Below are 19246 nucleotides of genomic sequence, written 5' to 3' on the forward strand. Positions count from 1 at the left end.
CTCGCGGTCGGCCGCCCGGCTGACAGAATCGGTGCTCATGGCTACCCCTGCCCAGTGGATCGAAGGCGCCCGCCCCCGCACCCTGCCCGCCGCGATCTCCCCCGTGCTCGTCGGAACCGGCGCGGCCGCGTACCTGGACGGCTTCGTCTGGTGGAAGGCGCTGCTCGCTCTCGGCGTCGCGCTCGCGCTGCAGATCGGCGTCAACTACGCCAACGACTACAGCGACGGCATCCGCGGTACCGACGAGAACCGCGTCGGCCCGCTCCGCCTGGTCGGCTCCAAGGTCGCGACCCCGAAGGCCGTCAAGACGGCCGCCTTCACCTGCTTCGGCGTCGGCGCCGCGCTGGGCATCGTGCTCTGCGCAACGACCACCTGGTGGCTACTGGTCGCCGGCGCGGCGTCGCTGCTCGGCGCCTGGTTCTACACCGGCGGCAAGAAGCCGTACGGGTACCGCGCGCTGGGTGAGGTCAGCGTTTTCCTCTTCTTCGGACTGGTCGCCGTACTCGGTACGACGTACGTCCAGGCCGAGACGCTGCACTGGACCGCCGTCGCCGGCGCGGTCTCGGTCGGCTCGATCGCCTGCGCACTGTTGGTCGCGAACAACCTCCGCGACATCCCGACCGACACAGTCACCGGAAAGCGCACCCTGGCCGTGGTCCTCGGCGCCGCCAACTCCCGCCGCCTGTACGCCGCCCTCGTCGTGCTCGCCTTCGTCCTGGCCGCCGTTTCGGCCATCGCGACCCCATGGACCCTCCTCGCCTTCATCGCAGTCCCACTGGCGATCAAGTCCACCCGCGTAATCCTGAGCGACGCAGTCGGCCCGGCCCTCATCCCAGTCCTCAAGAACACCGGCCTGACCGAACTCCTCTACGCCATCGGCCTCGCGATCGGCCTCGCACTGGGCGGCTAGATTCCTGACAGGTTGTCGATCGCGTCGGCGAGCGCGCTGACCGGTTGACGGGTGTCGAGCTCGAGAGTTGCTCCTCGGCGGAGCAGAGGTTCGACGGTCCGCACGTAGTGGGCGATTTCGGCCAGCTGTGCGGGCGTTTTGCCGTACGGATTGTTCGTACGGCGGCTCACTCGGTCGATCAGGACGTCCAGCGGGGCCGTCAGTAGGACCACGTGGTGGAAGCGGTCGTAGAACAATCCCTGGTTCTCGACGGTCCCGGAGACGATGACATCGGGCTGGGTCAGCAGGTCGGCCATCCGGGCCTCGTTCCAAATGCCGTCCTGGGTCCAGTTGTCGAAGTCGGTGTCGACCGTTTGGCGGCCTCGGCGCGCGAGTTCGTCGAGCACGGTGGTCTTGCCGGCGCCGGACATTCCGGTGATCAGGATCCGGGTCATGCGGTCAGGGTGTCCCAGGCGGCCATGGCGCAGGTGATGACGGCTTCCAGTTCGGGGCGGGTGGCGCCGTCGCGGGCCTGGATGGACAGGCCTTGGACGACGGTGGTGTAGTAGCGCGCCATCGCGTCGAGGTCGGCGGGCGGGATTTCCTTGGCCAGGCGGTCCCTGATCTCCAGGTACATCCCGTGGCGGCCGTCGGCCAGGAACTGGCGTACGGCATGGTTCTCGACGGCGCCGGTGGGGGCGGCGAGGATCAGCATGCAGTAGTGCGGGTGTTCGGGGTGGGTGATCTGGTCCGCGGTCGCCCGCAGCATCGCGTGGATCGCCTCACGGGCGGTCGGCCCCTCGCGGAGAGCGCGGCGGGGCGGTTCGCCGGCGGTTGCGCCGTACAGCGCCATCACCTGGCGGAACAGGTCTTCCTTGCTGCCGAAGTACGCGTAGATGCTCGCGGAACGGATCCCCATGGCGGCGGCGAGATCGCTCAGCGAGGTGCCCTCGTACCCGCGTTCCCAGAACACGTCGAGGGCCTGCCGCAACGCGACGTCCGGGTCGAACGTCCGCGGTCTGCCGCGCGTCGCCATCCGATCCTCCGCAGATTGTTGGTCGATCGACCAAATTTAACCTTGACCGGCTTCGCACGCCAATGCCAGGATTTGTTGGTCGCTCGACCAAGAAATGAGGCACGGCATGCGCGCGCTGCAGCAGACGTCACTCGACGGACCACAGGACCTGAAGCTGACCGACGTACCGATCCCCCACCCCGGCCCCGGCGAACTCCTCCTCCGGGTAACAGCCGCCGGCGTCAACTACGTCGACATCTCCCAGTCACACGGCACCTTCGCGACCGGCCCCCAACCCCCATACACCGCCGGCATCGAAGCCGCAGGAGAGGTAGTAGCCATCGGCACGGGCCCAACGGCCGCTGGTGGCGCGGGAGCGACGGTTGCTGTCGGCACCCATGTTGTCGGCGCGACCATCGGCGGCGGCGCCTTCGCGGAGTACTGCGTAATCCCGGCCGTCGCGGCGATCCCGGTCCCACCCGGCTGGGACGACGAAAAAGCGCTAGGCCTGGCCGTGAGCTGGCCAACCGCTCTAGCCGCCCTACGCCTCGGCGCCCTGACCGCGGGCCAAACCGTCCTCATCCACGCCGCCGCCGGCAGCACCGGCCAAACCGCCGTCAAACTGGCCAAACACTACGGCGCCACCGTCGTCGCAACGGCATCCCCAGAAAAGCACGAAACCGTACGCCGACTCGGCGCCGACCACGTCCTCGACGCCCGCAACCCCAACCTGGCCACGGAAATCCTGACCCTCACCAACGGCGTAGACCTGACCCTCGAATCCATCGGCGGCCCCACCCTCGAAGCCAGCCTCGCCGCCACCAAACGAGTAACCGGCCGAGTAGTCATCTACGGCCTCCCCGCCGGCACCGCGTCGATCACCAACTGGGACCTCGTCTACAAACACCAAGTCCACCTCATCGGCCTGAACCTCGGCGCCTTGATCCAGCATGCCCCACAAACCTTCGGCGAAGTCATGCACGAACTGTTCAACCTCATCACCACCGGCGTACTAGGCCCCGGACAGCCAACAACCTACGACCTGACCGACGGCCCCAAAGCTCTCACCGAACTCAAATCCCGAGCCACCACTGGCAAACTGGCCCTCCGACCCTGATCGGCTCAGCAGTACTTGCCGAAGGTGCGATCCAGTTTCGACACAGGCGAGGGCCGCAACTCGCCCCCATCCCAGAACTCGCCGGCATGCAGGCGATCAAGCTGAAACTCGACCGTGTCTGACCCTCCAGCCGTACTCGTCAGCTCGAACCGCAGCGTGTGGCTCTCCACCGGACGCACAAACCCGCGCACCTCGTCGAAACCAGCCGGCACCTGCCCGAGTGTCAACTCAGTCGTACGCGTATCCCCCGACCGAGACACCTCCCAGACGCTCGCGGCAGGCGACACCGTTCGATCGGTGACGACGAGCTCGGCGATCGCCTCGCCCGGACAGTTCCGGTACCCGACCACCAACCGCCCCGTCTCGTCCCTCACGACGTACCCACGCGACCCCGGTTCACCACCGACAACCATGATGACCAGGCCCGTGAGCGCGAGCCCCACTGCCAGCAAGCAAGCGCCGATAGCGATCACCGTGCTCCTAGCCATCGATCCCCTACCCGTCACCACACCGAAAGCGCGGCCATCCCCGCGATGCCCGCGATGCGAATGACCTGCCCCACCCGCGCCCGACGGTACTCCCCGTTGCTCAGCACCTGATACCCATACCGCCGCTCAACCAGCTCTGACACGATCAGCAACGGCCGCCCCAACGACCCGACGATCGCCAGCAGATAGACCCCGGCCGCCGCCCACGCCGGGAACGCCAACGGTTTCCCGACAATCGCGCTGCGCATCAACCCGATCGACGCAAACGCACACCACGCCCCCGGCAGGCCCTTTACGCGTCCGGGCGATCGGGTCAACAGCCGTAAGCAAACAAACCAACGTCAGCATCAACCCCACAGCGACCAGGCCGAGCCCGCCACTCGTGAAGATTCCTGACCAGCCGATGCTCATCCTTCCGGTCCCCCATTCGTACGCTCGGAGGATCCCATCGACGATTCGACGCCGACTCCAGTACTGCCGCGTCCGATGTCTGCTCGCCGGGTTCCGGTGGGATCGACGCGGAACCTGAAGCCATGAGGTGTCGTCCATTCGAGGGTCGTGCGGTCGACGCGGCGAACCGACCAGCCACGGGCATGGGTCTTCACCCGGTGGCCGAACCGTCCCAGCGGCGCGAGGTTGGTCGTACTGGTCTGACCATCAGGTCCATGCGGGTCGTACGGCTGAATATGGTCGAGGTCGACGGCGTTCGTGGTTTCGCGGGTGCCGTACGGAAACAGTTCCACGGGGTGGATGAGCTTGACCCGCTCACGGATCCTGGTCGGGATCTCGTACGCGTTCACACTGACGGCGTCGTTGAGGTCGATGACAGGCTTGACCGTGTAAGGGCCGAAGCCGAGGAGTTCGGTCAACTGGGCGGCCAGCAGCGGTCCGATGGATTCCGCCCGCAGCACTCCGTTGCCAGTAGCAAGGGTGTGATCGGTGAGATGCACGACGACCTCGGTCTGGCCGGGACGCACCGGACGACTGCGGCGGGCATCGGCCGTTGCGCCGGCTGAGTGCTGGAGGACAGCGCCTCCGGTGCCGATGCCGGTGCCGTTCGGGGTGGCCGGGTTGGATGCGCCTGGAGGCGTCGCGAGAATGCTTCGCTTGGCAGCACGGATCGCGTTCGCATACGCATCATGCTTGATCTGGGCGAGCCGGGCGTTCAATGCTCGGAGCGCTCCAGCATCCATCGGGGAACCGCCGCCGGCTTCGCGACCTGGGTCGTCGTGATGCGCATCTACGCAACCGTCGTACGGATCGGCCGACGGGTCAGGGTCCGCCGGCCCGGCGGCCTCCAACCACGGATCATCCGGTGGCCCCACCGGCTCCACCACATCGAGCCCACCACCCGACCCCTCGGGCCCGACCAGCTCCGTCAGCTCGGTCAGCTCGGTCACGCCGACCGGGCCGGTCGCGTCAGTCAGGCTGGTCAGAGCGATCCGATCGGTCGGAGCGCTCCGGTCGGTCCCATCGGTCCGGTCGGTCCCATCGGTCCGGTCGGTCCCATAGGTCCCATCAGGCCGGTCGATCCGGTCGGTCCGGTCGGTCCGGTCCGATACGTCAGGCGTGGCCATCCGGGCATGGATCCTGGCCGCTACGGAGCCGTCGGTGTGCTGGTTGGGGCCGTCTCCCTCAGGCGCCGAGGTAGGCCCATCGCCCGATCCTGTCTCCCAATCCGCCCCGCGAACCGTGCCATGGCTGGCGTTGTTGCTCGCGTTGTTGCCTGCGCTGGGGGCGGTGCCGTGACCGGTGCCCTGGCCCGCGCTGCTCCGTGCGATGTGGGCGGTGCTGTTCCCTGCGCTGTGGGCGGTGCTGTTCCCTGCGCTGTGGGCGGTACTGTTCCCCGCGGTGGGGGCGGGGCTGGGGTCGGTGCTACGGCCCGCATTGGGGCCCGCGCTGGCGGCGGCGGGCTGCTTGGGGGAGACGGGGGCTGGGGTGGGATTGGGGCTGGTGGGGTTGGCGGGATTTTGGTGGTGGGCTCGGTGGGACTGGTTGGCTTGGTCTAGGAGTTCCTGGGTGAAGAGCGGGTCGGGGAGGATGCCGATCGCTTCGGCGCGGCGGTGCTGGACCGAGCGGGTGTCGCCGAGCGTCTTGAGGGCTTCGGCGATGTCGGCGATGGCCGAGTCGTGGCGGTTGACGGCGGCCGCCGCGGCCTTGACGTAGATAGTCTTGTTGCCGTTCTTGTCGCCACGGCCGACGAATACGCCTCGTTCCTCGGCTGCCTCGGCGGATTCGTCCGCGGCTAGTTTCGGGTCGGCGTACAGCTTCGCGGCCTGGACGATCTTGTCCAGCCGGTACGGGGAGATCGAATCGATGATGCCCGCGACTCGGCGGTCGACGTACTCCGCGGCGGGTTGATCGAGCTTCGTGCAGGCTCGGACGATTTGGCGGGCTTTCCAGGGAGTGGCCTCGCCTTGGTTGATCCGCGCCCAGGTGCGGGGAAAGCGGTGGCGGAGGGCTAGGGCGTCGGCGATTACGTCACGGCCGACCCCGGGAGAGACACCGATCATGACCGCGAACTCGGCGACGGCGAACTCGGCGATGGCGGGGCAGCCGTCACCGCCTAGGACGACTGCTCGTTCGCGGCCGTCGCGGGATCGGTGGGTGGACGGGGTTTCGCTGTTCGCGGGGTGGCAGCGGTCGGCGTAGATCTGGGCGCAGGTGAGCAGTTCGGCGTCGGCGCGACTGGCTGCTGCGCGGCGCTCGGCGGCCCGCTCCAGCAGGTCGCGAGTCGCTAGGGCGTCCAGATCCTCTTCGAACATGTCTTCGATTCTATAGCAGACTTGCCATCCCGCCAAACGCCGGGAGCTCCGGAATCCCTTGTCCACAAGGGGAAACGTCACATGCTGACCAGGTGTTGGACCGGGTATACGTTCGCGGTTTCGGATCGGCTCGCCAGTTCGGCGGCTATCACGCGCGCTTCGCCTGACGGCGGTCAGCCAGGCACCGACAGGCAAGCGGTAGCCCGCGGGAGGTCGTCGAACGCTGACCGGCCGGTGAGACTCGGAGGGTGGTGGGCACGGGGACGGGGGACGGTGGGGACGGGGACGGCGGAGTCGAGACGGTGGGGTCGGAACCAGGACGGCCGTCGGGACCGCGGCAGCTGGTCGGGACGGTCGGGGCGGTCGGTCGGGGCGGTCGGTCGGGGCGGTCGGTCGGGGCGGTCGGTCGGGGCGGTCGGTCGGGGCGGTCGGTCGGGGCGGTCGGTCGGGACGAGACGCGGGTAATGGTGGAGCGACGATGTGCGTGGCTGCGGGGCACGCGGTGCGATAGTCACGCGGCGGGCGGGCGCAAGTCCGCAGGAGTCTCGTGCAAGGCGAAAGTAGTCCGGCGGCAGCCGCGGGTCCCCCGGCGTCGCCTGGTAGCTGAGATGCCGGCGCAGAGTCGGAGGGTGGGAGCGCGGACCGGACGCGGTGGGAACGTACGGAACGGGCGCGGTCCGGCGGGCGCAGTCAGGCGATGCCGTCAGGCGGACGAGGTGCGGAACGTGCGGAGCAGGCACGGAGCGGAACGTGCGGAGCGAGCCCAGCGAGGCGGGCGCCGGTGCGGTAGGCGCTGCGGTGGGCGCCGGTGCGGTAGGCGCTGCGGTGGGCGCCGGTCCGGTGGGCGCTGTGAGGGCGTTTGGAGTGGGGCGGTGGGGTGGGTGCGGGGGCGGTGGGCGCCGGTGCGGTAGGCGATGCGGTAGGCGTCGGTGCGGTGGGCGCTGTGAGGGCGTTTGGAGTGGGGCGGTGGGGCGGGGGCGGGTGGGTTGGGTTTGGGGGGTGGGGGCTATTCCGGTTCGGTCCAGTGGCCGGTGGTGGCGAAGGTTTCTAGGGTGGTGGTGTAGGGGGTGATGTCGATGCCGGCGGTGCGGAGCCAGGTGTCGTCGTAGTAGGTGTTGCCGTAGCGTTCGCCGCTGTCGCAGAGCAGGGTGACGATGCTGCCGCGGGCTCCGGTGCGGCGCATCTCGGCAGCCAGGCGCAGGGAGCCCCAGAGGTTGGTGCCGGTGGAGCCGCCGACGAGGCGGCCGGTGACGCGGGAGCAGAAGCGCATCGCGGCGATCGAGGCGGCGTCGGGTACGGAGATCATCCGGTCGACGACGCCGAGGACGAAGGAGGGTTCGACGCGGGGGCGGCCGATGCCTTCGATGCGGGAGGGGCGGCCGGTGGCGAAGTCGTGGTCGCCGGCTTCGAAGGCGGGGAAGAACGCGGAGTTCTCGGGGTCGACGACCGCGACGCACGTCTCGTGGCGCTGGTACCGGACGTAGCGCCCGATGGTGGCCGACGTACCGCCGGTGCCGGCGCCGACCACGATCCAGGTCGGGATCGGGTGCTGCTCAAGCGAGAGCTGGCCGAAGATCGACTCGGCGATGTTGTTGTTGCCTCGCCAGTCGGTGGCGCGTTCGGCGTACGTGAACTGGTCCATGTAGTGGCCGCCGGTCTCCTCGGCGAGGCGCTTGGCCTCGCCGTAGATCTGGCCGGAGCGTTCGACGAAGTGGCAGCGGCCGCCGTAGAACTCGATCAGCTCGACCTTCTCGGGGCTCGTCGAGCGCGGCATCACGGCGATGAACGGGAGGCCGAGGAGGCGGGCGAAGTACGCCTCGCTGACCGCGGTGGAGCCGCTGGACGCCTCGATCACCGTGGTGCCTTCGTGGATCCAGCCGTTGCAGAGGGCGTACAGGAACAGCGACCGGGCCAGGCGGTGCTTGAGCGAGCCGGTCGGGTGTACGGACTCGTCCTTGAGGTACAGGTCCACACCAGTACCGTCCGGCATCGGGAACACGTGCAGGTGCGTGTCCGCGCTCCGGTTCGCGTCGGCGTCCACGATCCGGATCGCTTCGGAGACCCAGGCCCGGGCCTTGTCGTCGCGGCGATCGACCTCGCGGCACACCCCGTCTACCTCACTCATGCGGGCCAGGCTAAGACGTACGGCGCGATTTGAGTATTCCTACGCTCGGTAACCAGGTCCGCGGGACCCCGGGGGCGAGCTAGTGTCGGAGGTCATGACGACTGGGTTGGGGGAGCTATGAGCGACAGCAACGATCGGCCGACTCGGCAGCGGGTGACGTTGACCGATATCAGTTCGCGGGCGTGGGAGCATCCTGCGGACCGCGGTGCGCTGGTGGCGCTGCGGCAGCTGAAGGGGTTCGACTACGTACTGCGGAAGATGTCCGGTCTAATCAACGAGCGGGCCTTCCGGCTGCAGTTCCTGGGGTCGGCGATCCGGGTCGACGAGCGGCAGTTCCCGACCGTGAACCGGCTGTACACGGAGGCGGCGAGCACGCTCGACGTACGCGAACTGCCGGAGCTGTTCGTCACCAACAGCCCGATCTGGAACGCGGTCACGATCGGCATGGACAAGCCGTTCATCGTGGTGAACAGCGCGCTGCTGACCGGGCTGGACGAGGAGGAACTACGGTTCGTACTCGGCCACGAGCTCGGCCACGCGCAGAGCGGTCACGCGCTGTACCAGTCGCTGCTGATGTGGCTGATGCGGCTGACCGGGGCGTTCAACTGGATGCCGATCGGCGCGCTCGGGCTGCGGGCGATCATCGCCGCGCTGCACGAGTGGTCCCGCAAGGCCGAGCTGTCCGGCGACCGGGCCGGCCTGCTCGCCACCCAGGACCCGGCGGTCGCGCTGCGGGTGCAGATGAAGCTGGCCAGTGGTGGTCAGCTGAACGAGCTCGACACCACCGCGTTCCTTGCCCAGGGCACGGAGTACGAGAGCGCCGGCGACCTGCGCGACAGCGTGCTGAAGCTGCTGCTGCTCGAGGCGCAGTCGCACCCGCTGGCCGTGATCCGCGCGCACGAGCTGCGCCGCTGGGTGGACGAGGGCGAGTACACCACGATCGTCTCCGGCGAGTACCCGAAGCGCCAGGACGACGCCGACGCCTCGATCTCCCAGGAGGCGAAGAACGCCGCCAAGTCGTACTCCGACGCGTTCAACCGCTCCCAGGACCCGCTCGCCAAGTTCCTCCGCGACCTCGGCGACGGTCTCGGCGGGGTCCGCGACTGGGTTTCGTCCAAGTTCCCACCCCGGTGACGGGGGCAGTGCTGAAGACCGCCCGTCTGGAGGCGTTCAGCGACGGTGTCTTCGCGATCGCGATCACCTTGCTGGTGATCGAGATCAAGGTTCCCGAGGACACCGCCCACCTGCTGCAGCAGTTGGGGCACCTGTGGCCGTCGTACCTCGGCTACGTCATCAGCTTCCTGGTGATCGGCCTGGTCTGGGCGAACCATCACGCGATGTTCGACCACATCGCGAGCGCGGACCGGGTGCTGCTGTTCCTGAACACGATCCTGCTGATGCTGGTCGCGCTGATCCCGTTCACGGCCGGTGTCCTCGCGTCCGCGCTGCGCAACCACGAGGGCGAGCGGACAGCGGTCGTCCTGTACGGCGTGGTGCTGGTCGCCGGCGGGCTGCCGTTCAACGCGATCTGGGAGTACGCGCGCCGCGGTCACCGGCTGCTGGGTGACACGATCAGTCCTGAGGAGGCGCGGAAAATGAGTCGGCGCTTCCTCATGGGCCCGTTACTGTACGGCGCGGGCACCGCGCTGGGCGCGATCCTGCCGGTGCTCGGCATCATCGCGTTCTCGCTGCTCATCCCGTTCTACTGGCTGCCGCCCCTGACCCAACGGATCAAGACGACATGATCGACATCCAATCCATCGGCCCCGACGACTGGAAAGCCTGGCGCGAGCTGCGCCTGGCCGCGCTGCAGGAGGCCGCGTTCGCGTTCGGTTCGCAGTACGCGGACTGGGTCGACGCGCCGGAGGAGCGCTGGCGCGAGCGGCTCGGGGCGCCCGGCGCCTACCAGGTGATCGCGAGCATCGACGATACGCCGGCCGGTCTGGCCGGTGGATTCCCCGACGAGGACCACGCCGAGCTGGTCTCGATGTGGGTCGCACCGGAGGGCCGCGGTAAGGGTGTCGGGAACGCCCTGATGCAGGCGATCGAGGACTGGGCCAGGTCGATCGGGGCCACCGCCCTCAAGCTGTCCGTTGTCCCCGGCAACGACCCGGCGCACAACCTGTACCTGCGCCACGGGTACGTCGACACCGACGAGCTCGGCGACCTGATGGCCGACGGCGTACGCCGTGAACTCGTGATGCACAAACCCCTGTAGAACAAGACGAAGGGCTCGCCTCCCCCTCCCGGAAGCGAGCCCTTCGAGACCGTACTCAGCCCATGTGGACTGTGGTCTGGCCGTCGTTGGCCAGGTCCTTGTGCTTGATCGACAGGCCGACCAGCGTGATCAACGCTGCACCCAGCGCCAGGAACGCCGACCAGATGAACGCCCGGGTGAACCCGTGCGTCGTCGCGACCGCCGTGAACTGTCCCTGCAGCTGCTTGATCTGGTCCGGCGACTGCCCGGACTCGGCCGCCTTCTGCAGGCCCGGGGCCAGCTCGGCGAACTTGTCCTTGATCGCGTTGGCGGAGATCGTGCCGAGCAGCGCCAGGCCGACCGCACCACCGATCTGCTGCACGGTGTTCAGTACGGCGGAACCGACGCCGGAGTCCTCCGCCGCGACACCACTGACCGCGGTCAGCGTGAGCGGTACGAAGATCAGGCCCATGCCGAACGAGAGCACCAGGATGTACGGCAGCAGGTGGGTCCAGTACGTCGAGTCGACCTCGAGCCGGCTGAACCCGAACATGCCGCCCGCGACGAACAGGCCGCCGACGCCGGAGATCCAGCGTGGGTCCATCCGGGCCACCAGCGACGACGCGACCTGGGCCGCGACCACGATGCCGACGCTGAACGGCAGGAACGAGATACCGGTCTTCAGCGCGCTGTAGCCCATGATGCTCTGCACGAAGATGCCCAGGAAGTAGAACATCGAGAACATCGCCGCGCCGACGATCAGCATCACGAAGAAGCTGACTCCACGGGTCCGGTTCGCGAGGATCCGGAACGGCATCAGCGCGTGCCGGGAGCGCGCCTCGATGGCGAGGAAGATCCCGATCAGCGCCAGGCCGGTGAAGATGAAGATCAGCGTCCAGGTGTCGCCCCAGCCGTTGGTGGCGGCGTGGGTCAGGCCGTACACCAGCGAGGTGAGACCGGCCGTACCGGTGACCGCGCCGGGCAGGTCGAACTTGCCGGACTGCCGCTCCGACTCGCCCAGGAACCGGAACGCCAGGACGGCGACCAGCAGGCCGATCGGAGTGTTGATGAAGAACGTCCAGCGCCAGGACGCCTCGGTCAGCGCGCCGCCCAGGATCAGGCCGACGGCCGCGCCCGCACCGGACATCGCGGCGTACACACCCATCGCCCGGTTGCGCTCCTTGCCGGCCGGGAAGGTGGTGGTGATCAGCGCGAGCGCGTTCGGCGAGGCCGCCGCGGCCGCGAGGCCCTGCAGGATCCGGCTGGTCAGCAGCACGCTCTCGCTCTGCGCGATACCGCCGACGAACGACGCCAGGCCGAACAGCACGACGCCGAACACGAACACCTTGCGGCGGCCGACGATGTCGCCGATCCGGCCGCCGAGCAGCAGCAGACCGCCGAACGCCAGCGCGTAGGCGTTGACCACCCACGGCAGCGACGCGTCACTGAAGCCCAGCGCGTCCTTGATGTGCGGCAGCGCGATGTTCACGATCGTGCCGTCCAGCACCACCATCAGCTGCGCCATGCAGATCAGTGCGAGCGCGATGCCGAGGTTGCGATGGCCGTGTGCCGCCTCCGGAGGATCGGCGTTGATGACTTCTTCGGACATAAGAAAAACTTCCCCTCTTGGCAGACTGTCTTGCTTGGTCGCGGACCGGCCCCTCACCGGTCAGCTCGCCTGCGACCCCCGCGCCGCAGGCAGGATCACGTTGTCGATCACTCGGAGGATCAGGTCGTCGGTGGGCTCGATGCCCAGGACGAACGCGTGGTAGATGATCACCGCGGGAAACGTCGCGGAGAGCAGTTCGATGTCGACGTCGGGTGCGATCTCGCCGCGCCGGACCGCCCGCTGGTAGACCTCGGTGACCAGCCCGAGCCGCGGCGCCAGGAACCGCTCCTGGACGGCCCGCTTCAACTCTGCGTCGTGCTGCAGAGCTGTGAACAGACCGGCCATCACGGACATCGGCACCTCGTCCATGAACCCGCCGTCGCCGCACGCCATCGCGATCATGTCGCCGCGGAGGCTGCCGGTGTCGACGTCCTCCGGCATCGGGCAGCCCTTGGCCCGGCTGATCGCGTCCACGACCAGCTCGGCCTTGGTGGACCAGCGCCGGTACAGCGTCGCCTTGCTGGCCTTCGCCGCAGTTGCCACCGCGTCCATGGTCAGCCGGTCGTAGCCGAGCTCGGCCACCACCGCGACGGTCGCGTCGAGGATCTCGTCCTCACGCCCGCCGGCCACCCGCGGCCGCTGCCGTGCTGTCTCCACATCCATCACCCTGCGTAGCTACATCATCACGATGGAACGAAACCGTTTCGTTTCATCCACCACGTTACGACTCGTGTGAAGGAATGCACAAACGAATTTGCCGGGAATTCCCGAGTGGCATACGTCACTGTCCGTACCAGTCGATGACTGGTACGGCGTTGGCAGGCGGCAGTTGCCTGCTAGTCGTCGTCCTCGGCGGAGCGGGCCTGCTCGAGGCGGGTGCTGAGCTTGGCGGCCCGGGTGTCGATCTTGCCGGCCAGCCGGTCACGGGCGGCCCGGAGCACGAAGATCGACAGGATCGACGAGACGATCAGCGCCAGCAGCGCGATCGGCCAGATCGACAGCCAGCTCCGCAGGACGACCCACAGCACCGCGAGGCAGACCGCGAACAGCGCGGCGCGCAGGCCGGTGTAGATACCGAACTCTTTCATCTCACACCCCGGCGTAGGAGTGCATGCCGGACACCAACAGGTTCACGCCGACGAAGTTGAAGATGAACACGAACCAGCCGACGATCGCGATCGTGGCGGCCCGGCGGCCTCGCCAGCCGGCGGTCGCGCGGGCGTGCAGGTAGGCGGCGTACACCACCCACGTCACCAGCGACCAGACCTCCTTGGGGTCCCAGCCCCAGTACCGGCCCCAGGCGTGCTCGGCCCAGATCGGACCGGCCACCAGCACCCCGAAGGTCCACAGCGGGAAGGCGAACGCCAGCACCTTGTACGCCGTACCGTCCATCGCCTCCGAGCTGGGCAGCCGCCGCAGCGAGGCGGACATCGTGCCGCCGGCCAGCACCTTGCGTTCGGCCCGCGCCTTCAGCAGGTACAGCACCGACACCAGCCCGCCGACGGTGAACGCACCACCGGAGATCGCGGCCGCGGACACGTGGATCACGAGCCAGTACGAGTGCAACGCCGGGACCAGCGGGCCGGCCGGGGTGTACAGCGCCAGCGTCGCGAGGCCGAGGACGGCGGCGATCACGAACGTCACGCCGAGCCCGAGGTACTGCAGCTTGTACCGCTGCACGAAGATCAGGTACACGATCGCGACCGCGAGCGAGGCCGTGATCGAGAACTCATACATGTTGCCCCAGGGCACCCGGCCGGCCGCGAGTCCGCGGGTCACCACACCGCCCAGGTGCAGCACGAACGCGAGCCAGGTCAGCAGCAGCCCGATCCGGCTGGCCGCGTCCATCCGCCCGGCGGATGCCGGCTCCTCGACCGCTGGGGTGTCGGTGGTCCCGCCCGCGACCGCGGCGCCGTCCGACGCGACGAGCACCTCTTCCCGTACCCGGGCCGGCTGCGCGACCGAGGCACGGCCGACGGCCCACTCCATCGCGTGGGAGACCATGGCCAGGGCGTAGATCACCGTGGCCGTCGGAATCAGCAAGTTGGAGACTTGCGCGTAGGTCTCCGGGCTCATGACTGCTCCTGGTTGGTCGAGCTGGCAGGTCTAAGTCGGTCGGTGATCGCCTGGATCTCGTCGCCGAGGCCACGCTCGGGGCCACGGTCCAGACCGGCGACCTCGACAACGGTACGCCCGTCGATTTCGCGGACTCGCACCCAGGTACGGCGCGGGTGCACGAACAGCGATCCCATCAGTCCGAGGATCGCCAGCAGGATGCCCGCGAGTGCCAGGCCGGTCCCGGGCGTGTGGCTGATCTGCAGCTTCACCCAGCGGCTGTAGCCGTCGAACGTGATCGACCCCGCCTTGTCCGGCAGCGCGATGCTTTGCCCTGGCGCGAGCTGGAACCGCCACTTGTCGCCGTCCTTGGTGAACTGCGTCAGCTTGGTCTTGTCCAGCTGGTACACGGACTCGGGCTTACCGGTCTCCGGCTGCGGGCGGCCGTAGTACCCGGTCATCACCAGCGCCGGGTTCAGGTCGTCGGGAAACACCGACACCGGACCCTGCTGGCCGATCACCGCTGTCGGCAGGAAGAATCCTTCGAAACCGAGCGTCAGCGGTCGCGCGTCCGGAGCCTTGATCACGCCGAACGACGAGAAGTTGCTGTCCTGCGGCAGGAACGGCGCCGGCCCGGAGAACGCCACGTTCCCCTGCCCGTCGCGGACCGTCACCCGCGGCGCGTACCCGTGGCCGAGCAGGTACACGCTGCTGCCGTCCAGCTTGAGCGGGTGGTTGACCTGCAGCAGGTATGACTTCTCCGGTGCGTCCGGCGTCTCCTGGTAGGACAGCTGTGCCTTGAACTCGCGAGCGGCCCCCTTCTGCGGGCCGTCCTGCTGGAACTTCACCTGGAAGTCCTTGACGGTCAGCGAGAACGGCGGCAGGTCGTCGTCGCCGCTGAACGCACGGCCCGGCGCGAAGTCGTCGTACTGCGCGACCGAGTTCGAGAAACCGTTGCCGACGACAACCAATACGGTGCCGCGGTACCCGAACAGCGAGCCCCAGGCGACGCCGACCAGCGCGAGGATCAGCGAGAAGTGGAAGAGCAGGTTGCCGGCCTCGCGCAGGTAACCGCGCTCGGCCGCGACGGCGCCGTCGTACGACTGCACGCGGAAGCGGCGGCGCTTCAGCTCCCGGGTCGCCATCGCCAGCACGTCGCCGGCCTCGTCGACCTCGAAACGCTCGTACCCTGGCAGCCGGTTCAGGTTCCGCGGCGGCTTCGGCGGACGGGCCCGCAACGCCTTGAAATAGACCGAAAGCCTCGGGACGACGCACCCGATCAGCGAGATGAACAGCAGCAGGTAGATCGCCGAGAACCACGCCGACTTGAAGACGTCGAACAGTCCGAGCTTGTCGTACAGCGGACCGAGCTTCGGGTGCGCCGCGAGGAAGTCCGAGACCTTGATCGGGTCGATCGGCGTCTGCGGGATCAGCGATCCGGGCACCGCGCCGAGCGCGAGCAGGAACAGCAGCACCAGCGCGGTCTTCATCGACGTCAGCTGCCGCCAGGTCCAGCGCAGCCAGCCGACCAGGCCGAGGGCGGGCGGCGGCTCGTTCCCGGAGTTGCCGGTCGGCGCGGTGATGTGGTCCTTGATGTCCGTCATCTCAGACCGCCGATCCGAAGTTGGCGACCCACTGCCGAAGGTCCGCGGTCATCGAGTCCCACACTCCTGTCAGCAGTAGCAGTCCCACCGCGATCATCAGTACGCCGCCGATCCGGATCACCAGCAACTGGTGCTTGCGGACCCATGTGACCGCGCCCAGCATCCGCCGGAACGCCAGCGCCGCGACGATGAACGGAATCCCCAGTCCGAGGCTGAACACCAGCGCCAGCGTCGCGCCGCGCGCCGTACTGCCCTCGGTGGTGGCCAGCGTCATCACGGTCCCGAGCGTCGGCCCGATACAGGGCGTCCACCCGAATCCGAACAGTACGCCGAGCAGCGGCGCGGCCGCGATCCCGACCGCCGGCACCCGGTGGACTCGCAGGTCGCGCTGCATGAAGCCGAAGCCGCCGAGGAACACCACGCCGAGCAGCACGGTGAGCCCGCCGAGGACCCGGGTGATCGCGGTCTGGTGGTCGATCAGCAGGTCGCCTGCCTTGCCGAACAGCACGCCGGTGAGGATGAACACGGCCGAGAACCCGGCGACGAACAACGCCGTACCGGCCAGCATCCGGCCGCGCTTCTCCGAACCCAGCTCGGCCGCGGACAGGCCGGTGACGTACGACAGGTAGCCGGGCAGCAGCGGTACGACGCACGGCGAGAAGAACGAGATCGCACCGGCCAGCACCGCGATCGGCAGCGCTACCAGCATCGAGCCCGTCATCGACGAGGCGAACCACTCACCCATCAGCCTGCGTCTTTCACCATTCCGAGGAGGGTCTGCTTGGTGACCTCGCCAACGACCCGGGCGGCAACCTTGCCGGTCTTGTCGATCACCAACGTCGTCGGGATCGCGGCCGGCGAGATCTGGCCGCGGAACCTGAGCAACGCTTTGCCGTTCGGGTCGTACAGGTTCGGGTACTGGACGTCGAACTCCTGGACGAACTTCTTCGCCGGTGCCGGATCGAGGTCGCGGGTGTTCAACCCGACGAACTGCACCGACGCCCCCAGCTCCTTGGCGGCGGCGACGAGATCAGGTGCTTCCTTGCGGCACGGTGGGCACCAGGAGCCCCAGACGTTCAGCACCACCACCTGGCCGCGATGGTCCGAGAGGGTCCAGGTCTTGTCGTCGAGGGTCTTGCCGGTCAGCTCGGGAGCCGCCTTGCGGTCGGCGGCCGCGAACACCGACACGTTTCCGTTGCCGCTGACGAAACCGGCCTGGCCCTGCCTGCTCTGCGCCGCCTGCTGCCCCGAAGAGCAGGCGGTGACCGCCAGCAGCACACCGGCGGTCAACAGCACGACGCGTCGCATCAGGCGCCTCCGACGAACTTCTTCGGGTTCTTCACCGGCAGCAGGTCCTTCGCCGGTTCGGAGTACCCGACCGAGACGATCTGGTCGCCGTGGAAGGTGAACGAGGTCAGGCTGGCGAGGCTGCACTGGCGCTTGCGCGGGTCGTGCGCCAGCCGGCGGCCCTCGATCGCGGACCGGACGATCCAGATCGGCAGCTGGTGCGAGACGATCAGCGCCTCGTGCCCGGCGGCCTTCTGCCGGGCGGTCTCGATCGCGTCCCGCATCCGGCGGACGAGCTGCTGGTACGGCTCACCCCAGGACGGCTTGAACGGGTTCCGCAGCAGCCACCAGGCGCTCGGGTTCTTCAGCGCGCCGTCGCCGACGCCGAACTTCTTGCCCTCGAACAGGTTCGCGGCCTCGATCACCCGCTCGTCGATGTCCGGTGTCAGCCCGAACACCTTGGCGATCGGCTCCATCGTCTCCTGGGCCCGCTCCAGCGGCGAACTGACCAGGTGCACGATGTCGCGCCCCTTGACGTGCTCGGCGACCCGGTCGGCCATCTGCCGGCCGAGTTCGGACAGGTGGTAGTCCGGGATCCGGCCGTACAGCACACCGGTCGGGTTGTACACCTCGCCGTGACGCATCAGGTGCACGACCGTCGTTTCGGTCACCGCTGTCCCTTCAGTTCTCTACGGCAGCGGCCGCACGGGCCGCCGGTACGAGGGCCGACTCCAACGACGCGAGCGCGTCGTCGTCGATCGCCGCACTCACGAACCAGGCCTCGAACGCGCTCGGCGGCAGGTAGACGCCGGCGTCCAGCATGGCATGGAAGAACGCCGTGAACCGGGGCAGCACCTGGGCGTTGGCCTGGGTGAAGTCCCGGATCTCGGCAGGTCCCTCCGATGACTCCACGAAGAAGACGCTGAAGAGGTTCCCGGCCGCGGAGATGACGTGCGGCACACCTTCTTTGTCCAGAGCGGTCGAGACCAGCCGCTGGATGGTGAGCGAGGTCTCGTCGAGCTTGGCGTACACCTCGTCGGTGGCCAGCCGGAGCGTGGTCAGTCCGGCGGTGGTGGCGATCGGGTTCCCGGACAACGTCCCGGCCTGGTAGACCGAGCCCTCGGGTGCGAGGTGCGCCATCACGTCCGCGCGACCGCCGAACGCCGCGGCCGGGAAGCCGCCGCCCATCACCTTTCCGAACGTCATCAGGTCGGGCCGCACGCCGTCGACGCCGTACCAGCCGGACCTGGTGATCCGGAACCCGGTCATCACCTCGTCGGAGATGAACAGCGCACCGTTCTCCTTGCACGTGCGGGCAAGGAAGGCGTTGAAGTTGTCCCGGGGCGGGACCACGCCCATGTTGCCGGGCGACGCTTCGGTGATCACGGCCGCGATCTGGTCGCCGCACTCCGCGAACGCGGCCGACACGGCCGGCTGGTCGTTGTACGGCAGCACGATCGTGTCCGCGGTGGTCGCCTCGGTGACGCCGGGCGTCCCCGGGATGCCCAGCGTCAGTACGCCGGAACCGGCCTGCGCGAGCAGCGCGTCCACGTGACCGTGGTAGCAACCGGCGAACTTGACGATCTTGTTCCGCCCGGTGAATCCGCGGGCGAGCCGGAGCGCGGACATCGTCGCCTCGGTCCCGGACGACACCAGCCGGACCTTGTCCACCGGCGTCCGTGCGACGATCTCCTCACCGAGCAGCACCTCGGTCTCGGTCGGCGTCCCGTACGACGTACCGCGGGCGACGGCGGCCTGGACCGCGGCGATCACCTCGGGGTGTGCGTGGCCGAGCAGCAGCGGGCCCCAGGAACTGACCAGGTCGAGATAGCGGTTGCCGTCGACGTCGGTCATGTGACATCCGTCACCGGAGGCCATGAAACGCGGCACGCCGCCCACGGCGCGGAACGCGCGGACGGGAGAGTTGACCCCGCCCGGGGTGACAGCGGAGGCCCTGTCGAAGAGCGCGGCGGACTGTTCTGAGTTGTCGGGCACGGCGGCCATTCTCCCCGACCGGTGCGGCGCCCGGACCGGCAGGGCCAGGGAGTTTTCCGGTACCGATCGTTCACAAGGGGTTCACAGGCGCTTTGTTACG

20 protein-coding genes are annotated in these 19246 nt (G+C 68.5%); 5 read left to right on the forward strand and 15 right to left on the reverse strand.

Annotated elements, in window-relative coordinates:
• Nucleotides 1-37: 37 nt before the first annotated feature.
• A complete protein-coding gene (locus tag ACFYRU_RS06745) occupies nt 38-910 on the forward strand; it encodes a 1,4-dihydroxy-2-naphthoate polyprenyltransferase (RefSeq protein ID WP_387653846.1) in 873 nt (290 codons plus the stop codon).
• On the opposite strand, the gene ACFYRU_RS06750 is transcribed toward ACFYRU_RS06745, so the two are convergent.
• Nucleotides 907-1344, reverse strand: a complete 438-nt coding sequence (locus tag ACFYRU_RS06750) for an AAA family ATPase (RefSeq protein WP_387653848.1) — start codon at nt 1342-1344, stop codon at nt 907-909. The genes ACFYRU_RS06745 and ACFYRU_RS06750 overlap by 4 nt on opposite strands.
• Nucleotides 1341-1925, reverse strand: a complete 585-nt coding sequence (locus tag ACFYRU_RS06755; RefSeq protein WP_387653851.1) for a TetR/AcrR family transcriptional regulator — start codon at nt 1923-1925, stop codon at nt 1341-1343. Before ACFYRU_RS06755 ends, ACFYRU_RS06750 begins: the two co-directional genes overlap by 4 nt.
• 106 nt (nt 1926-2031) lie before the next feature.
• Between ACFYRU_RS06755 and ACFYRU_RS06760 the strand changes: the two genes are divergently transcribed.
• On the forward strand, nt 2032-3021 hold the full coding sequence (locus tag ACFYRU_RS06760) for a zinc-binding dehydrogenase (RefSeq protein ID WP_387653853.1): 990 nt from the start codon (nt 2032-2034) through the stop codon (nt 3019-3021).
• Between the two features lie 5 nt (nt 3022-3026).
• Here ACFYRU_RS06760 and ACFYRU_RS06765 read toward each other — a convergent pair whose 3' ends face one another.
• From ACFYRU_RS06765 to ACFYRU_RS06780, 4 genes are all read right to left on the reverse strand, one after another.
• Complete coding sequence (locus ACFYRU_RS06765) at nt 3027-3233, reverse strand: hypothetical protein (RefSeq protein ID WP_387653857.1); 207 nt, start codon at nt 3231-3233, stop codon at nt 3027-3029.
• A 290-nt stretch (nt 3234-3523) separates the two neighbouring features.
• Nucleotides 3524-3757: a hypothetical protein gene (locus ACFYRU_RS06770; protein ID WP_387653859.1), complete on the reverse strand. Its 234-nt coding sequence runs from the start codon at nt 3755-3757 to the stop codon at nt 3524-3526.
• 159 nt (nt 3758-3916) lie between these two features.
• Complete coding sequence (locus tag ACFYRU_RS06775) at nt 3917-6274, reverse strand: hypothetical protein (protein ID WP_387653860.1); 2358 nt, start codon at nt 6272-6274, stop codon at nt 3917-3919.
• Between the two features lie 1006 nt (nt 6275-7280).
• Entirely contained in the window at nt 7281-8399 is a 1119-nt protein-coding gene (locus ACFYRU_RS06780; RefSeq protein WP_387653862.1) for a PLP-dependent cysteine synthase family protein, read from the reverse strand.
• Nucleotides 8400-8516: 117 nt separating this feature from the next.
• On the opposite strand from ACFYRU_RS06780, the gene ACFYRU_RS06785 reads away from it, so the two are divergent.
• The 3 genes from ACFYRU_RS06785 to ACFYRU_RS06795 are packed head-to-tail and all read left to right on the forward strand — an operon-like array spanning nt 8517 to nt 10617.
• The gene (locus tag ACFYRU_RS06785; RefSeq protein ID WP_387653864.1) at nt 8517-9533 is read left to right on the forward strand and encodes a M48 family metallopeptidase; all 1017 of its coding nucleotides are present in this window, start codon (nt 8517-8519) and stop codon (nt 9531-9533) included.
• Entirely contained in the window at nt 9530-10144 is a 615-nt protein-coding gene (locus tag ACFYRU_RS06790) for a TMEM175 family protein (RefSeq protein ID WP_387653866.1), read from the forward strand. The genes ACFYRU_RS06785 and ACFYRU_RS06790 overlap by 4 nt, the downstream gene beginning before the upstream one ends.
• The gene (locus tag ACFYRU_RS06795; RefSeq protein WP_387653868.1) at nt 10141-10617 is read left to right on the forward strand and encodes a GNAT family N-acetyltransferase; all 477 of its coding nucleotides are present in this window, start codon (nt 10141-10143) and stop codon (nt 10615-10617) included. Before ACFYRU_RS06790 ends, ACFYRU_RS06795 begins: the two co-directional genes overlap by 4 nt.
• Before the next feature lie 55 nt (nt 10618-10672).
• Here ACFYRU_RS06795 and ACFYRU_RS06800 read toward each other — a convergent pair whose 3' ends face one another.
• From ACFYRU_RS06800 to hemL, 9 genes are all read right to left on the reverse strand, one after another.
• Complete coding sequence (locus tag ACFYRU_RS06800; RefSeq protein WP_387653869.1) at nt 10673-12205, reverse strand: MFS transporter; 1533 nt, start codon at nt 12203-12205, stop codon at nt 10673-10675.
• 60 nt (nt 12206-12265) lie between these two features.
• On the reverse strand, nt 12266-12862 hold the full coding sequence (locus ACFYRU_RS06805; RefSeq protein ID WP_387653871.1) for a TetR-like C-terminal domain-containing protein: 597 nt from the start codon (nt 12860-12862) through the stop codon (nt 12266-12268).
• A 179-nt stretch (nt 12863-13041) separates the two neighbouring features.
• Complete coding sequence (locus ACFYRU_RS06810; RefSeq protein ID WP_387653873.1) at nt 13042-13293, reverse strand: DUF4229 domain-containing protein; 252 nt, start codon at nt 13291-13293, stop codon at nt 13042-13044.
• A 1-nt stretch (nt 13294) separates the two neighbouring features.
• Nucleotides 13295-14281, reverse strand: a complete 987-nt coding sequence (gene ccsB, locus ACFYRU_RS06815) for a c-type cytochrome biogenesis protein CcsB (protein ID WP_387653875.1) — start codon at nt 14279-14281, stop codon at nt 13295-13297.
• A complete protein-coding gene (locus ACFYRU_RS06820) occupies nt 14278-15864 on the reverse strand; it encodes a cytochrome c biogenesis protein ResB (protein WP_387653877.1) in 1587 nt (528 codons plus the stop codon). The genes ccsB and ACFYRU_RS06820 overlap by 4 nt, the downstream gene beginning before the upstream one ends.
• 1 nt (nt 15865) lies before the next feature.
• Nucleotides 15866-16609 carry a cytochrome c biogenesis CcdA family protein gene (locus tag ACFYRU_RS06825; RefSeq protein ID WP_387653879.1) on the reverse strand — a complete coding sequence of 248 codons (744 nt, stop codon included), beginning with the start codon at nt 16607-16609 and terminating at the stop codon, nt 15866-15868.
• Nucleotides 16609-17172 carry a TlpA family protein disulfide reductase gene (locus ACFYRU_RS06830; protein WP_387653880.1) on the reverse strand — a complete coding sequence of 188 codons (564 nt, stop codon included), beginning with the start codon at nt 17170-17172 and terminating at the stop codon, nt 16609-16611. Before ACFYRU_RS06830 ends, ACFYRU_RS06825 begins: the two co-directional genes overlap by 1 nt.
• Nucleotides 17172-17795 (reverse strand): histidine phosphatase family protein, encoded by a 624-nt coding sequence (locus ACFYRU_RS06835; RefSeq protein WP_387658034.1) that lies wholly within the window; start codon nt 17793-17795, stop codon nt 17172-17174. The genes ACFYRU_RS06830 and ACFYRU_RS06835 overlap by 1 nt, the downstream gene beginning before the upstream one ends.
• Nucleotides 17796-17832: 37 nt before the next feature.
• The gene (hemL, locus tag ACFYRU_RS06840) at nt 17833-19155 is read right to left on the reverse strand and encodes a glutamate-1-semialdehyde 2,1-aminomutase (RefSeq protein ID WP_387653882.1); all 1323 of its coding nucleotides are present in this window, start codon (nt 19153-19155) and stop codon (nt 17833-17835) included.
• Nucleotides 19156-19246 lie beyond the last annotated feature (91 nt).

The organism is Kribbella sp. NPDC004536 (assembly GCF_042873835.1).
Classification (GTDB): domain Bacteria; phylum Actinomycetota; class Actinomycetes; order Propionibacteriales; family Kribbellaceae; genus Kribbella.

Bases quoted from the DNA above. Each gene is read 5' to 3' on its own strand.
- ACFYRU_RS06745 (WP_387653846.1), top strand. From the start codon at position 38: ATGGCTACCCCTGCCCAGTGGATCGAAGGCGCCCGCCCCCGCACCCTG.
- ACFYRU_RS06750 (WP_387653848.1), bottom strand. From the start codon at position 1,344: ATGACCCGGATCCTGATCACCGGAATGTCCGGCGCCGGCAAGACCACC.
- ACFYRU_RS06755 (WP_387653851.1), bottom strand. From the start codon at position 1,925: ATGGCGACGCGCGGCAGACCGCGGACGTTCGACCCGGACGTCGCGTTG.
- ACFYRU_RS06760 (WP_387653853.1), top strand. From the start codon at position 2,032: ATGCGCGCGCTGCAGCAGACGTCACTCGACGGACCACAGGACCTGAAG.
- ACFYRU_RS06770 (WP_387653859.1), bottom strand. From the start codon at position 3,757: ATGCGCAGCGCGATTGTCGGGAAACCGTTGGCGTTCCCGGCGTGGGCG.
- ACFYRU_RS06775 (WP_387653860.1), bottom strand. From the start codon at position 6,274: ATGTTCGAAGAGGATCTGGACGCCCTAGCGACTCGCGACCTGCTGGAG.
- ACFYRU_RS06780 (WP_387653862.1), bottom strand. From the start codon at position 8,399: ATGAGTGAGGTAGACGGGGTGTGCCGCGAGGTCGATCGCCGCGACGAC.
- ACFYRU_RS06785 (WP_387653864.1), top strand. From the start codon at position 8,517: ATGAGCGACAGCAACGATCGGCCGACTCGGCAGCGGGTGACGTTGACC.
- ACFYRU_RS06795 (WP_387653868.1), top strand. From the start codon at position 10,141: ATGATCGACATCCAATCCATCGGCCCCGACGACTGGAAAGCCTGGCGC.
- ACFYRU_RS06800 (WP_387653869.1), bottom strand. From the start codon at position 12,205: ATGTCCGAAGAAGTCATCAACGCCGATCCTCCGGAGGCGGCACACGGC.
- ACFYRU_RS06810 (WP_387653873.1), bottom strand. From the start codon at position 13,293: ATGAAAGAGTTCGGTATCTACACCGGCCTGCGCGCCGCGCTGTTCGCG.
- ccsB (WP_387653875.1), bottom strand. From the start codon at position 14,281: ATGAGCCCGGAGACCTACGCGCAAGTCTCCAACTTGCTGATTCCGACG.
- ACFYRU_RS06820 (WP_387653877.1), bottom strand. From the start codon at position 15,864: ATGACGGACATCAAGGACCACATCACCGCGCCGACCGGCAACTCCGGG.
- ACFYRU_RS06825 (WP_387653879.1), bottom strand. From the start codon at position 16,609: ATGGGTGAGTGGTTCGCCTCGTCGATGACGGGCTCGATGCTGGTAGCG.
- ACFYRU_RS06830 (WP_387653880.1), bottom strand. From the start codon at position 17,172: ATGCGACGCGTCGTGCTGTTGACCGCCGGTGTGCTGCTGGCGGTCACC.
- ACFYRU_RS06835 (WP_387658034.1), bottom strand. From the start codon at position 17,795: ATGCGTCACGGCGAGGTGTACAACCCGACCGGTGTGCTGTACGGCCGG.
- hemL (WP_387653882.1), bottom strand. From the start codon at position 19,155: ATGGCCGCCGTGCCCGACAACTCAGAACAGTCCGCCGCGCTCTTCGAC.